Origin of the sequence: Campylobacter vicugnae (genome assembly GCF_002139875.1) — a bacterium.
Taxonomy (GTDB): domain Bacteria; phylum Campylobacterota; class Campylobacteria; order Campylobacterales; family Campylobacteraceae; genus Campylobacter; species Campylobacter vicugnae.
Map to the genome: position 1 here is coordinate 147,538 of NZ_CP018793.1, position 15,334 is coordinate 162,871.

Annotated in this window: 13 protein-coding genes; 12 read left to right on the plus strand and 1 reads right to left on the minus strand. The window is 31.5% G+C overall.

Going from position 1 to position 15,334, the window contains the following annotated elements; all coding sequences use genetic code 11:
* Window positions 1–26: 26 nt before the first annotated feature.
* Window positions 27–1,829 (minus strand): translational GTPase TypA, encoded by a 1,803-nt coding sequence (typA, locus tag CVIC12175_RS00840; RefSeq protein WP_086303016.1) that lies wholly within the window; start codon window positions 1,827–1,829, stop codon window positions 27–29.
* A gap of 150 nt (window positions 1,830–1,979) precedes the next feature.
* Here typA and fliK point away from each other — a divergent pair, with 150 nt between their 5' ends.
* The 12 genes from fliK (at window position 1,980) to CVIC12175_RS00900 (ending at window position 15,332) form a co-directional block, all read left to right on the plus strand.
* Window positions 1,980–3,665, plus strand: coding sequence for a flagellar hook-length control protein FliK (gene fliK / locus CVIC12175_RS00845; protein ID WP_086303014.1), 1,686 nt, complete (start codon window positions 1,980–1,982; stop codon window positions 3,663–3,665).
* Between the two features lie 56 nt (window positions 3,666–3,721).
* Window positions 3,722–4,567, plus strand: a complete 846-nt coding sequence (locus CVIC12175_RS00850) for a flagellar basal body rod modification protein (RefSeq protein ID WP_086303012.1) — start codon at window positions 3,722–3,724, stop codon at window positions 4,565–4,567.
* On the plus strand, window positions 4,564–6,198 hold the full coding sequence (locus CVIC12175_RS00855) for a flagellar hook-basal body complex protein (protein ID WP_086303010.1): 1,635 nt from the start codon (window positions 4,564–4,566) through the stop codon (window positions 6,196–6,198). Before CVIC12175_RS00850 ends, CVIC12175_RS00855 begins: the two co-directional genes overlap by 4 nt.
* A 346-nt stretch (window positions 6,199–6,544) precedes the next feature.
* Window positions 6,545–7,714 carry a DegT/DnrJ/EryC1/StrS family aminotransferase gene (locus tag CVIC12175_RS00860; protein WP_086315777.1) on the plus strand — a complete coding sequence of 390 codons (1,170 nt, stop codon included), beginning with the start codon at window positions 6,545–6,547 and terminating at the stop codon, window positions 7,712–7,714.
* Between the two features lie 49 nt (window positions 7,715–7,763).
* Window positions 7,764–8,303 carry a dTDP-4-dehydrorhamnose 3,5-epimerase family protein gene (locus tag CVIC12175_RS00865; RefSeq protein ID WP_086249311.1) on the plus strand — a complete coding sequence of 180 codons (540 nt, stop codon included), beginning with the start codon at window positions 7,764–7,766 and terminating at the stop codon, window positions 8,301–8,303.
* Between the two features lie 83 nt (window positions 8,304–8,386).
* Window positions 8,387–9,538, plus strand: a complete 1,152-nt coding sequence (locus tag CVIC12175_RS00870; RefSeq protein WP_086256314.1) for a GDP-L-fucose synthase family protein — start codon at window positions 8,387–8,389, stop codon at window positions 9,536–9,538.
* Window positions 9,531–10,631: an NAD-dependent epimerase/dehydratase family protein gene (locus CVIC12175_RS00875; RefSeq protein ID WP_086315778.1), complete on the plus strand. Its 1,101-nt coding sequence runs from the start codon at window positions 9,531–9,533 to the stop codon at window positions 10,629–10,631. Before CVIC12175_RS00870 ends, CVIC12175_RS00875 begins: the two co-directional genes overlap by 8 nt.
* Window positions 10,631–11,191, plus strand: coding sequence for a dTDP-4-dehydrorhamnose 3,5-epimerase family protein (locus CVIC12175_RS00880; RefSeq protein WP_086249314.1), 561 nt, complete (start codon window positions 10,631–10,633; stop codon window positions 11,189–11,191). Before CVIC12175_RS00875 ends, CVIC12175_RS00880 begins: the two co-directional genes overlap by 1 nt.
* On the plus strand, window positions 11,191–12,333 hold the full coding sequence (locus CVIC12175_RS00885) for a GDP-L-fucose synthase family protein (RefSeq protein ID WP_086303002.1): 1,143 nt from the start codon (window positions 11,191–11,193) through the stop codon (window positions 12,331–12,333). The genes CVIC12175_RS00880 and CVIC12175_RS00885 overlap by 1 nt, the downstream gene beginning before the upstream one ends.
* Window positions 12,326–13,498 (plus strand): NAD-dependent epimerase/dehydratase family protein, encoded by a 1,173-nt coding sequence (locus CVIC12175_RS00890; RefSeq protein ID WP_086315779.1) that lies wholly within the window; start codon window positions 12,326–12,328, stop codon window positions 13,496–13,498. Before CVIC12175_RS00885 ends, CVIC12175_RS00890 begins: the two co-directional genes overlap by 8 nt.
* Complete coding sequence (locus CVIC12175_RS00895) at window positions 13,498–14,523, plus strand: NAD-dependent epimerase/dehydratase family protein (RefSeq protein WP_086315780.1); 1,026 nt, start codon at window positions 13,498–13,500, stop codon at window positions 14,521–14,523. The genes CVIC12175_RS00890 and CVIC12175_RS00895 overlap by 1 nt, the downstream gene beginning before the upstream one ends.
* Window positions 14,520–15,332, plus strand: coding sequence for a transketolase (locus CVIC12175_RS00900; protein WP_086315781.1), 813 nt, complete (start codon window positions 14,520–14,522; stop codon window positions 15,330–15,332). Before CVIC12175_RS00895 ends, CVIC12175_RS00900 begins: the two co-directional genes overlap by 4 nt.
* The last annotated feature ends 2 nt before the right edge of the window (window positions 15,333–15,334 follow it).

A 15,334-nucleotide genomic window follows, 5' to 3' on the forward strand; every position in this document is an offset into this window, starting at 1 on the left:
GACTCCTGCCTTTTATATAAGTAGGTTTATTTTTTTGCCATTCTTTTGCGTACTGTTGGGTCTAAGTAGCGTTTTCTTACTCTAATATTTATTGGAGTAACCTCTACTAATTCATCCTCTTCAATCCACTCTAAAGCACGCTCTAAGCTTAGTTTGCGTGGTGGCACTAGCTTGATTGCGTCATCGCTTCCGCTAGCTCTTACATTGGTTAGATTTTTACCTTTAATTGGATTTACATCTAAATCATTTGGTCTGCTATGTTCGCCAATAATCATACCTACATAGACTTTTGTTTGCGGTTCGCAAAATAGCACACCACGATCTTGAAGGTTAAATAGCGAATATGCAAGAGCGACGCCATTTTCCATGCTTACTAATGCACCATTGCTTCTATGTTCAACTGTACCAGTAAGTGGTCTAAACTCTAAAAAGCTGTGATTCATCACGCCTTCACCTTTGGTATCGGTCAAAAATTGACTTCTAAAACCGATTAATCCGCGTGCTGGAATCTCAAATTCGATTCTAGTTTGACCATCGCCAGTAGGATTCATACTTACCATCTCAGCTTTTCTTTTGCCAAGTTTTTCAATTACTGCTCCAGTGCAGTCATCTGGAGCATCTATTACAAGTAGCTCAAATGGCTCACATTTTACTCCATCGATCTCTTTTACAATTACTTCTGGCCTACCAAGACAGAACTCAAAGCCCTCTCTTCTCATATTTTCAGCTAAAATTGTAATTTGTAATTCACCACGACCGCTTACTTTAAATTTACCTTCGCCTATATTTTCATATTTCATAGCGATATTGGTTTTCATCTCGCTCTCTAGACGCTCATCTATCTTATTTGATGTTACATATTTGCCCTCTGTACCTGATAGCGGGCCATCATTTACGCTAAATACTACGCTTAAAGTAGGCTCTTCTATATGAAGTGGATCAAGTGGCATTGGTGAGTTAGGATCTACTACGCTATCTCCTACATCAAGAGCATCAAATCCGGCAATTGCTACGATATCTCCACTGCTTGCTGTATCTATATCTGTGCGTTCAAGTCCTAAAAATCCAATAAGTTTGCTAATTCTACCTGTGGTTTTGCTACCATCTGCTTTAGCTAGCATTACGCTTTGGTTTTTACTAATTGTACCATTAAAGATTCTAGCAATGCCGATTTTACCAACATAATTATCATAATCTAGTGTGAAAACTTGAAGTTGCAGTGGATTTTCATCTTTGCCACTTGGAGCTGGAACATGATTTATAATAGTTTCAAATAAAGGTTCCATATTGATATTTTCATCTTCTAGCTTATGTTTAGCATAGCCATTTTTTGCCGCAGCATATACGATTGGAAACTCAAGCTGTTCATCATTGGCATCAAGTGCGACAAATAGATCAAAAATTTCATTGATAACTCTATCAGGATCGCCAGCTGGTTTATCGATTTTATTTACTACAACGATTGGGCGAAGACCTAAAGATAGGGCTTTTTTTACAACGAATTTGGTTTGTGGCATTACGCCTTCTTGTGCATCTACAAGAAGCAAAACTCCATCAACCATCTTTAAAACACGCTCAACCTCACCACCAAAGTCGGCGTGTCCTGGAGTGTCAATGATATTAATTTTATAATCTTTATAGCGAATAGCTGTATTTTTGCTAAGAATTGTGATACCACGCTCACGCTCTATATCATTGCTATCCATAACTCTTTCACCTATATTTTGGTGTTCTGTGAATGTGCCTGATTGTTTAAGTAGCTCATCTACCATTGTTGTTTTACCGTGGTCAACGTGTGCGATGACGGCGATATTTCTGATATTTTCCACTAGATTTTCCTTAAATATTTTCAATTTTTAGGGGCGATTATATCTAAAAGTTGCTAAATTTGCTTTGAATTTAATAAATATAATACAAAGCCTAAAAATCGGAATAGAATTTGCTATATAAAACCAAAATTATTTAAGTTAGGATATTAAATGCAAGGTCTAAATGAAGCTCTAGCAAGCCTAAATACCACTAATCAAGTTCAAAATAAACCAGTTAAAGCTGATCAAAACAACGCTCAAAGTGAGCAAAATGATAGCTTTTATAAGATGATTGAAAATAGTGTAAAAGAGTATGAAAGCTCTCAAAATGAGCAAAGTCAAGACTCCACATCAGATACTACAAGAGATATGGAGTCTAAATCAAACACACAATCAACTAGCCCAAAAAGTCAAAAATCTGGTAAAAATGATAATATCAAAAATGATAAAATAGCACAAAATATCGTACAAACAACTAATCAAAATCCGCAAAACATAGATGAAATAATGCTTGAAAATGCTGATTTTATCACTCTTCTTGGGCTTTTAGAATCTCAAAATGGAAGTATGAAAACAGGCATTAGTAATCTAGTAAGTGCAAATTTAAATAAATTTTTAGCCACTGAAAAAAATATAAAAGAGCTAAAAGGGGCTAAAAGTTTGCAAGATTTACTAAATTTAAGTGAAAAATTTGGACTAGGATTAAGCAAGATAAAGATTACAAAAGATGGCCTTGAAGCTTTAAAAGGTGAGTTTAAAAATCTGCATTCTAAGGGATTTTTTAATAATGTACCTGTATTAAAAAACCCAATTGAAGTGCATGCTATGACAAAAAAAGATATAGAAAAAACTATTCAAAAAATAGAAAATAGTGATAAAAATCTTCTAAGTAAGTTAATGCTAGGCCAAAGTGTAGAAGTAAAAAAAGATAATAAAACTATAATAAATGATGATGAGATAAAATCTCAAGCTAAAATAGAGCCAAAAGCAGAAGCAAAAATTGATTTAAAAGATCTATTAAAAGAGACTTTTGCTAGTAAAGATGATAGTAAAAAAGCAGCATTAAACGAGCAAGTAAAATCTGATATAAAAACTCAAACAGTTCAAAATTTAAGCAAAGATACTCAAAATATTGAGCAAAAAACTCAGCCAAATTTAACTACTCAAATTGATAACCAAATCAAAGAGAGTATTAAGCAGCCAACTACTCAAGCAAGCACTAAATCTCAAAATATCTCAAACATTGATGAGTATCTAGCAAATATAATGCAAAAAGCAATCAAAGAAAGTGGCGAACAAAGCGCCAAACCAACACCAGCTACTATTATAGCAGAATCTATGAGTAGTTCAAATGATTCAAATTTAAGCGAGCAAAGTAGTCAAAATTTTGATCAAAATAGTCAATCTAATACACCAATAAAAGATATTGTAAATAGTGCTAAACTAAATGCAAAAGAGTTAAATTTAAAACATGTGTTTGATAATTTTGCTACACAACTTCAAGAAAAAATAAGTGAATATAAACCGCCAATTACTAGATTCCATCTTACTTTAAACCCTGGCAATTTAGGCGAAGTAGAGATTACACTAATAAATCGCGGTTCAAATTTGCATATTAATTTTAATTCAAATAATCAAACAATGCAGCTTTTTATGCAACATCAGGCTGAATTTAAGGCAAGCCTTGTAAATATGGGCTTTAGTGAGTTGTCAATGAATTTTAGTGATAATGCAAATAAAGAACAAAATCAAGGTGAAAATAAAAGACAAAAATTTAATATCAATGAAGATGAACAAACTGAACAATCTCAAAGTGAAGAGACAGTTTTAGAAGTAGTATTGCCAAAATATTTTTAAATTTGGAATGCTAATTGCTTAAAATAGGAAAATATAAGAGAAATTAGGAGAAAAGTATGGCAACATCTATAAACCAAACACCACAATTTACTACAGATCTTTGGGCAGCAAATGAGGCAGCTCAAAAAGCAGATGCTGTTACAGGTGGAGTAAATCCAAACTCGCAATTAGATAAAGATGCCTTCTTAAAACTTCTTTTAGTTGAACTTCAACATCAAGACCCAACCGAGCCAATGGATAGTGCTAAGATGCTTGAGCAAACTAGTCAGCTAGCTACAGTTGAGATGCAAGAAAAAACTAACCAAGTTATGACACAACTAAGTGAGCAGATGCAAGCAAGCGCTTCGCTAAATGCTATGAGTGCATTAGGCAAGATGGCGAACTTAGCTAACTCTGTAGCTAAAGATACTCCAACCTCAGAGGTTGATTTTAGCCTATATTTTCCAGTAGAGGCAAAAAGCGGGACAATAGAGATCTATGATACGCTAGGTAATGTAGTTCGTAATGTTAGTATAAGTGATGTTAAAGCTGGTGTTAGTCAATTTAGATGGGATGGTAAAAATAACAATGGAGAGCCGACTCTTCCAGGAGAGTATCTAGTAAAAGCTAAATATTTAGATGCTAATGGCGGTAATAGAGAGACTGTTTTAGGCCAGTATCCAGTAGAAGCAGTTAAATTTGATAAAGGCGTAGCATATATTAAAGTAGCTGGTGAGTATATAGATATGAATAGCGTACTTGAATTTACTGAACCAATTGCTTATAATGTTACAAACTCAAACCAAAATAGCAGCTCAAGCAGCGATAAAGATGATGAATCAGATAAACCAGTAAATGATAAAGATTCAAAAGATGAAATCGCTAATAATGATAGTCAAAAAGATGAGGTTACTCAATCATGATAACAGCATTTTATAATGGTGTAAACGGTGTAAAGACAGCTGAATTTGGCCATAACACAATTGGAAATGATATCTCAAATATCAATACTGTAGGTTATAAATCCTCAACTGCTGAGTTTAAAAGCCTATTTTATACCACATTAGCAAGTGCTTCAAAATCTCCTGTAAATTCACAAATAGGCTTAGGCTCAACTAAGATGGCTACGGCTTTAAATTTCACTCAAGGAAGTTTGCAAACGACTGATAAGGTCTTTGATATGGCTATTGATGGAGATGGATTTTTTGGCTTAATTGGAGTTGATGGTGAGCAGTATTTTACTAGAAATGGCGATTTTACTAGAGATGTAAATGGTGATATGGTAAATAGAAGCGGTATGTATCTATTAGGAACTACAGCAAATTTAACTGGCACAACACTTGGCAAGAGCGCATTAGATAAGTTAGGCGTAAGAGATGGCAATGTAGAAGCCTATACTTTAGATGTAGGAGAGAGTATAGAATTAAATGCTGTAAATGCCCAAACTAAGATAAATTTACCAGATGTATTATATGTCCCAGCTACCCCAACTACAAAAGTAAGCTATGCTGGATATCTAGACTCAACAATAACAACTGAACATCAAAGTGTAGAGCTAAATACTCAAGCATTAGAGATAGAAGTAGATAAGGATAAAGGTACGATATCAATTGCAGGTAACCTTCATCAAACTCCTGAAATTCACTATCCAAACTCGCTTAGTAAAGATGTTATAATCACTATAACTGACCAAAATGGTAAAAGCGTAGAGGTTAAAACTCAGACTTTAGATGGTGGGGCTTTTGTGGCGAATTTTGATAATACTACTGCTATGTTAAATTTAGATGGCGAATTAACTTATACTGCTAGTGCAGTTGTCCCTCAACAGATTGCTAATACTCAAAAATTTACTACCGATATTTGGGCGCCAAATGGGGATAAGAATTTACTACAACTTGAATTTACAAAGCAAGTTCCTCAAGCTGAAAATATAGCATTTGATGCAGTAGCAACAGTGCTAAGTCCTACTGGAGAGATTATTAGCGCTACTCAAGGCGTATTAAGTTATAATGAAAAAGGAGCGCTAGTTAGCAATACTTTAGGTGCTATTAGCAATGGTGGAGTAAATTTGGATTTAAATTTAGGCACCCCATATAATGCAAATGTAGCAAATACAGGCTTTGATGGACTTCGTCCAGCCCAGCAGAACAATCCAGAATTAAGAGTATCAAAAGATGGCAAACCTGAAGGCCTACTTCATGAATATACTATGAGCGATAATGGAGATATTTTGGCTGTCTTTGATAATGGAGATATGGCTACAGTGGCTAAGGTTGCTTTATATCACTTTCAAAACAATCAAGGCTTAAGCAAAGCTAGTGAAAACACATATCAAGCCAGTGCTAACTCAGGCGATCCGATATTTTATACCGATGCTAATGGCGATATAACTTATGGAGCTGTAATTAGAAATTATACTTTAGAGATGAGTAATGTCGATTTAGGCGTATCTTTAACTGATATGATCGTAATGCAAAAGATGTTTGATGCTAGCTCAAAATCCATCACAACTGCTGATGAGATGATAAAAAATGCTATAAATATGAAACGCTAAAAAGCAATATTTATAACTTTACTTTAGCGGCTTGTAAATTTATATTATAGTTTAATAAATCTAATAGCACAAAGGAAAGTATCCTTTGTGTTTTATTCTATTTTTAATTTCTATTTTGCTTTATTTTTATATTTTCACTCAATCGGCAACAACACCATTGCATATTTAATATTTGGTGTTGCATTGTTTGTATTAATTACTAAATAGACAAAATTTCATCAGTAAATATAAGAGCTATTTTGACTTAATACTTAATAGAATTGATATTTTATATATTTTATATAGTAGATATATTAAGCAATTTATTTGTATAATTGGCTTTTTGAACTTTTAGGAAGGAGTTAGTATGCAAGGTTATTCTTTAGCTTCATCTACTTGGGATGAAAAAGAGTTAAATGCCATAAATGAAGTTATCAAAAGCGATATCTTTACTATGGGAAAAAAAGTCGCACAATTTGAGCAAGATTTTGCTAAATTTGTCGGTTCAAAATATGCTGTGATGACAAGTTCTGGTTCTACAGCCAATCTAATTGCAACTGCAGCACTATTTTATACTAAAAATAATAAATTACAAAGAGGCGATGAAGTCATAGTTCCAGCAGTTTCTTGGAGTACTACATATTATCCATTACATCAATATGGATTAAAGCTTAAATTTGTAGATATAGATTTACACACGCTAAATTATGATTTAGAAGCTTTAAAAGATGCAATTAGTGATAAAACTAAAATGATAATGTGTGTAAATTTGCTTGGAAATCCAAATGATTTTGATGCGATTAAAGCAATTATCGGAGATAGAAATATTATTTTATTAGAGGATAATTGCGAATCTATGGGCGCAGAATATAATGGCAAACAAGCTGGCACTTTTGGCATTATGGGAACATTTTCTACATTTTATTCTCATCATATGGCGACAATGGAGGGCGGATTTGTTGTAACAGATAATGAAGAGCTTTATCATATATTATTATGTCTTAGAGCGCATGGATGGACTAGAAATTTACCAAAAGATAATCTAATAGCACCAAAAAGCGATGATTGGTTTAGTGAGTCATTCCGCTTTGTGTTGCCTGGATATAATGTCCGACCAGTTGAGATGAGTGGAGCAATTGGTATAGAACAGCTTAAAAAGCTTCCAAATTTCTTAAAACATAGAAGAGAAAATGCAAAACTATTTAGTAAATATTTTGCAAATCATCCAGATTTTATTATGCAAAAAGAGATCGGTTCTAGTTCTTGGTTTGGATTTTCACTAATTATTCGCCCTGAATCTAAATTAAAAAGAGCTGATATTATCAAATTTTTAGAGGCTAATAATATAGAATATCGCCCAATTGCTACTGGTGATTTTACACAAAATGAGGTTATAAAATATTTTGATTATGAGATTCATGGTGAGCTAAAAAATGCCAAATATCTACAAGAAAATGGATTTTTTGTAGGTAATCATCAAGTAGATATAAGCCAACAAATAGAATTATTCAATAAAGTTGTGGGGGGGGTTCTGTAGCTAAACCTTTAACTATCGCCATTTACACTTCACTTCAAAAGGCTGCATAATGGCGATAGAATTTGATATCCAAGAATCTAAAAAATTAAAAGGTGTATATATAATTACTCCAAATAAGTTCAAAGACCTACGTGGTGAAATTTGGTCTGCATTTACTAGCCAGACTATTGATAAACTTCTTCCAAATAACCTTAGATTTATACATGATAAATTTATTCATTCTAGACATAATGTAATTAGAGGCATACATGGCGATAAAAATACTTATAAATTTGCTACATGTGTATATGGGCAGATTCATCAAGTTGTAGTAGATTGCCGTGAAGACTCTCCTACATATTTACAATATGAAAAGTTCATAATAGATGCCAATAACCAGCAGATGATTTTGGTACCTGCTGGATTTGGCAATGCACATTATGTAAGCTCTCAAAGTGCTGTATATTATTACAAATGTGCTTATATCGGTAAATATACCGATGCAGATGAGCAATTTACTTATGCTTGGAATGATCCTAGAATAGCTATTGATTGGCCTACTACTAATCCAATATTATCAGAGCGCGATATATTAGCAATGCAAAAATAAAAACTATTAGCCAAATTTAAGTAGAAATTTGGCTAATAAATGCAATAATCGAAATTTAAATTTGCCAATTATTAAGGAATTAAATGGATAAAAATTCTAAAATTTATATTGCTGGACATAGGGGTTTAGTAGGTAGTGCAATTTTACAAAAATTTAAAGATGAGGGTTATTTAAATTTAATCTACAAAACGCATGATGAATTAGACTTAACAGATCAAATGGCTGTTAAAGAATTTTTTGAACAAGAAAAACCTGATTTTGTGATTCTCTCAGCAGCAAAGGCTGGCGGAATTTTGGCAAATAATACTTATAGAGCAGATTTTATTTATCAAAATTTAATGATAGAGTGCAATGTGATACATCAAGCATACTTAAGCGGAGTTAAAAAATTGCTTTTTATCGCTTCGACAACTGTATATCCGATGAATGCAACATTGCCAACATCTGAGAATAATATGCTAACTGGCGATTTAAGTTATGCTAATAAACCATATGCTATATCAAAGATAGCTGGTTCTTTAATGTGCGAGTCTTATAATCTACAATATGGTACAAATTTTATCACAATAACTCCAACTAATTTATATGGAAATAATGATAAATTCGACTTAGAAAAATCTCATGTAGTTCCTGGAATTTTGCGTAAAATGCACTTAGCAAAGCTACTAAATGAGAAAAGATATAATGAGCTTTTGGCTGATTTAAATTTAGAAACTTTAGATGAGGCTTTGGAGTATTTGGCTAAATTTGGAGTTAATGCAAATAGTGTAGAGATTTGGGGTGATGGCACGCCTACAAGAGAGTTTTTGTATAGTAGCGATTTGGCCGATGCGGTAATGTTTATTATGCAAAATATTGAATTTAAAAATCTACATAATAATCAAAAAGAGATTCAAAACACTCATTTAAATATCGGTCCAAATGAGAATATAACTATTAAAGAGTTAGCTATGCTTATTCGCGATGTTGTAGGTTTTAAAGGTGAGCTTGTCTTTAATGCAAATTTACCAAATGGTGCTATGAATAAGCTAACTGATTGTTCTAAAATTCATAGTCTTGGCTGGAAACATAAAATAAATTTAAAAGAAGGAATAGAAATGATGTATCAATGGTATAAAAATAGTATTAGGGGGGGGGTAGAGTCTAAATTTATAAATTTAACTTATACAACTTCATTTGATACAATAAATAACTTAAATTTCATTGCAGATTCTAAAAGGATTTGCAATGGATAAAAATTCTAAAATTTATATCGCCGGACATAAAGGAACTTTAGGTATCGCTCTTTTAGATGAGTTAAAAAGCGATGGATTTGTAAATATCATTACAAAAACCAAAGAAGAGCTAAATTTAATTAACCAACAAGCTGTAAATGATTTTTTTGAACAAGAAAAACCTGAATATGTGTTTTTATGTGCTGCTAAATTAGATACATTAGGTCTTTTTACTCCTGCTGAAGTAATATATGAAAATATTATGCTTCAATCAAATATACTTCAAGCTGCTTATGAAAATAATGTTAAAAAATTAATCTATTATGGATCAGCTTGGGCATATCCACAAAGTGCTATAAATCCTATTAAAGAAGAAAGTTTATTAGAGTCTAAATTAGATGATAAAGCAACTGCTTATGGGTTATCTAAAATTATTGGTACTAAAATGTGTGAGGCATATAATTTACAATATAAAACTGATTTTATTGTTTTATATCTTGCAAATTTATATGGCCAAACTGCAGAATTTGATCTACAAAAAGCAAAAGTTCTTCCAGCATTACTACGCAAATTTCATATCGCTAAACTTTTAAATGAAGAAAGATATGATCTTGTATTAAAAGATTTAAAAATGAATTCATTAGAAGAGGCTTTGGAGTATTTAACCAAATTTGGAGTTAGTAAAAATAGTGTTGAAATATGGGGGAGCGGTAGAGTAATAAGAGAGTTTATACATGCTAAAGACTTAGCAAAAGCTTCTATTTTTATAGCTCAAAATATTAGTTTCAAAAATTTGAAAAATTATAATGAACCTCATTTGAATGTAGGAAGTGGCGAATTTTTAAGTATTAAAGAATTGGCTTATTTAGTTAAAGACATAGTTGGTTTTAAGGGCGATGTTATTTTTAATACAGATAAACCAGATAGTACTATGAATAGAATGCTCGATAGCTCAAGATTAAGATCTCTTGGCTGGAAACATAAAATAAATTTAAAAGAAGGAATAGAAATGATGTATCAATGGTATAAAAATAGCATTAGGGGGGGGGTAGAGTCTAAATTTACTTTACGCTTAAAATCTACCAACGCAACCTTGCAAAGAGAGGTTGCGTAATGGCGATAGAATTTGATATCCAAGAATCTAAAAAATTAAAAGGCGTATATATAATAACTCCTAGCAAGTTTCAAGATTTAAGAGGTGAGATTTGGTCAGCGTATTCAAGCGACGCTCTATTGAAACTTTTGCCAAATGGCTTAAATTTTGTGCTTGATAAATTCACTCTTTCAAAACCAAATGTATTAAGAGGAATCCATGGCGATCATAAATCATGGAAGCTAGTAACTTGTGTAACTGGAGAGATACATCAAGTTGTCGTAGATTGCCGCAAAGACTCTCCAACATATTTGCAATATGAAAAATTTATTATTAATTCAGATAATCAAAAATTAATTTTAATTCCTCCGCGTTTTGGTAATGCTCAATATGTTAGTTCAGATTGCGATTCAATGTATTATTATAAATGGGCATACGAAGGCGAATATGTAGATGCTAAGGATCAATTTACATTTGCTTGGAATGATCCTAGAATAGCTATTGATTGGCCAACGGATAAGCCAATTTTATCTAATAGAGATATAGAAGCAATGACTCAAGATCATACAAAAGGATTTTAATGGATAAAAATTCTAAAATTTATATCGCCGGGCATAGAGGAACGGCTGGTACGGCTCTTGTAGATAATTTAAGAGCTAGAGGTTTTAATAATTTAATACTTAGAACTCGTCAAGAGCTTGATTTAACCAATCAAGAGGCAGTTGCAGATTTGTTTAAAAATGAAAAACCTGAATATGTGTTTTTATGTGCCGTATTACCATGCGGTGCTGCAAATGTTGCTCAAAGAGCTGATTTTATCTATGTAAATTTAATGATGCAAAATAATATCATTCATCAATCTTATTTACATGGAGTCAAAAAGCTTATATGCTATGGTTCGGGATATATGTATCCATATTCTGCTCAAAATCCTTTAAAAGAAGAATATATGATGCAAAGCAATCTTGAATATAATGCATACACAATGGGAATAGCCAAAATAGCAGGGGCAGCAATGTGTGAAGCGTATAATATTCAATATGGAACTAATTATTTATGCTTAGCACTTAATAATCTTTATGGAACTAGGGCGAATTTTGACTTTGGTAAAAGTAGAGTTTTACCTGCATTAATTCGTAAATTTCATCTTGCTAAGATGTTAGAAGATGATAATTTTGAAGGTGTTTTGGCAGATTTAAATATGAATGAAAAAGAAGCAACTGAAATTCTAAATAATTATGGAATCGCCAAAGATAGTGTAGAAATTTGGGGGACCGGTAAGGTTAAAAGAGAATTTATCCATAGTGATGACTTAGCCGATGCTAGTATTTTTACTATGGAAAATATTAATTTTAGCGATTTAGCTAAGGGCAAATATCCTCAAAATACTCATATTAATATTGGCTCTGGAGTTGCTTATAGTATTGCAGAAGTAGTTGATATGATTAAAGGCATTGTTGGATTTAATGGTCAGTTATATTTTAATACATCTAGACCAGATTCAACAATGGATAGATTGATGGACGTTTCTAAGATAAATTCACTAGGATGGAAACATAAAATTGAGTTAGAAGAAGGCATTAAAATGATGTATCAATGGTATAAAAATAGCATTAGGGGGGGGGTAGAGTCTAAATTTATAAATTTAACTTATACAACTTCATTTGATACAATAAATAACTTAAATTTCATTGCAGATTCTAAAAGGATTTGCAATGGATAAAAATTCTAAAATTTATATCGCCGGGCATAGAGGCTTAGTAGGTAGTGCAATTGTAGAGGAATTGCAAAAGCAAGGATATACAAATTTAATATATAAAACCCATAATGAACTGGATTTGATTAATCAAAAAGCTGTAAATGAATTTTTTGAACAAGAAAAACCTGATTATGTATTTTATAGTGCTGCTTTTGTAGGGGGATTTATTAAACAAAAAAAATATCCCGCTGAGTTTTTATACAATAATATCACAATGCAAAATAATGTAATTTGGGCTGCTGCAAATAATGGAGTTAAAAAATTAATTTATTTAGCTTCTGCATGTGTTTTTCCTAAGGATGCGCCATTGCCATTAGAAGAAAGATATATGCTCGAAGGTGCTTTTCAACCTAATAATGAAAGCTATGCTATAGGCAAAGTAGCAGGAATTAAACTATGTGAATATTTAAATCTAGAAAAAGGGATGAACTTTTTATGTGTAGCACCAACTAGTATTTATGGTGAAAATGATAATTTTGATATCGAAGATTCTCACGTCCAAGCTGGCATATTTAGAAAAATTTATTTAGCAAAAATGCGTAATGAAAATAATATAAACGCTCTTTGTAAAGATTTAAATTTAAACCAAAAAGAGGCCTTAGAATTTTGCGATAAGCACGGTATATTTGACAATCATATCAAGATGATTGGTACTGGTGCTGCAGCTAGAGAATTTGCCAATTCTAGAGATTTAGCTGGATTTTGTATATATTTAGCACAAAATATAGACTTCAAAGATCTTTGCGAATATGATGAAAAAGATAATCTTATAAGTTCATTTGTAAATTTTACAGATGGAGAGCCAGTAAGTATAAAAGAGCTATCGTTTTTAATTGCTAAGTTGATGGATTATAAAGGTGAGTTAATTTTTGAAAAAGAACTAAGTCGCAATGATGGAACATTGAGAAAAACAATGAGTAGGAAAAAATTTAATAAACTCGGATACCAAAATAAAATTTCGCTAGAGAAAGGATTGCAGACAATGATTAATTCGTACAGTATGGGGGGGGTAGAGAGTAAATATCTTCAATTAAAATTTGCTTTTTTATATAATATAATCTTAAAATATAACTTACTGACTTTACTTCTCTTCTATAAAACCTATAAATCTTTAGAAGGAGAGAAGTGATGTTTTTATATGATTTTTTACAAGATTACTACAAAAAAATCTATGTAGATAATATAGAGATTTTCAAAAATAAAAAGATATTAATTACTGGCTCTAATGGGCTTATAGGGTCAAATTTTGTTAATTATTTTTATTTTCTAAATATAAATTTTAATTTTAATATTAAAATTATTGCTCATTCATTTTCAAAGCCTGTTGATTGGCTGCCTAAAGATAATAATATAATGTATTTGCATTCTGATTTAAATAAAGAATCTTTTGATTTTCATTTCGATTATCTTATCCATGCTGCAACATATGGTCAGCCAAAAAAAGTTCTAGATAATAAAATAGGAACCGTATTGCTAAATACAACAACGCTTATAAAGCTTTTGAAGTTAGCACATAAAAATTCGGCTAAAGTACTATTTTTAAGTTCTAGTAGTATTTATGGGGAAACTAGTGTAATTCCAACTCCTGAAAATTATAATGGAGATTTAAATACATTCAATCCAAGTTCGCTATATGCAGAATCCAAAAGAATGGCTGAGACAATCTGTAAGGCTTATATAGATGATTATAATATGGATATAAAAATTGCCAGAATTGCTATAGCTTATGGTCCTGGAGTTAAACTTAATGATAAAAGATTTTTGAATGAATTTATTAAAAAAGCTTTAGATTATCAAGAAATTGCAATGATAGATAGAGGTGAGGCTAAAAGGCAGTTTAATTTTATTACCGATTGCATTGAGATGTGTTTAAATATATTACTTCATGCAAAGGAATATATTTATAATGTAGGCGGAATATTTGATGAGAATCAAAATAAAATTGTTAGTATAGCAAATATTATAGGAGATTTACTAAATGCCAAAGTCATTGTGCCTGAATATGAAAATATACAAAACTTACATGCTCAAAGCATAGTTAATTTAGATATTCAAAAATATATTAATGAATTTAAAAAGAATTCTTTTGTATCTCTTAAAGATGGTATAGAGTTAAATATAAAATGGATAAAAATGTTAAAGGATAATATATGAATTTAAAAGAAAAATCTAAAGAAGTTAGAATTGAAACTTTAAAACTTCACCAAAGAGCTAAAGAGATTAGAATCGCATCTTCTTTATCTCCTATTGAAATTTTTGTTAGTTTATTTTATGGTGGAATATTTTCATTTTATCCTAAAGATCCATTGAATGATAAAAGAGATAGATTGATTATATCAAAAGGCCACGGTTCTATTTGTTTGTATCCAATTTTAGCTGATTGTGGGTATTTTTCTAAGAACGAGTTATTAAATATTTCAAAACCAGGTAGCTTTTTAGGTAGTATTCCAGACCCTGTAATTCCCGGGTATGAAACTATAAATGGTTCTTTAGGGCACGGTCTTGGCGTAGGGAGTGGAATGGCATATGCACTAAAAATTTCAGATAAATGTCAAAAAGTGATAGTTGTAGTAGGAAATGGAGAATTGCAAGAAGGTTCTAACTGGGAAGCAATTATGTTTGCAGCTAATCATAATCTAGATAACTTAATTTTAATAATGGATTCAAATAAAAAGCAAATGCTAGATTTTAGTATCAATATATTAGATATTGAGCCTTTTAAAAATAAATTTGAAGCTTTTGGATGGGAATGTATAGAAATTAGCGATGGTCATAATTGCGATTTAATAATTGATGGTTTGCAAGAGGCATTTAGCAATAAAAATAATAAACCAAAAGTTATTATAGTAAATACCATTAAGGGTAAAGGTGTGCCAAGTTTAGAACAAAGTCCATTAGCACATGTGTTATCACTAAGTGATTTAGAAATAGATGAAGCAATAAAAGGAATAGAAAATGAATAAAA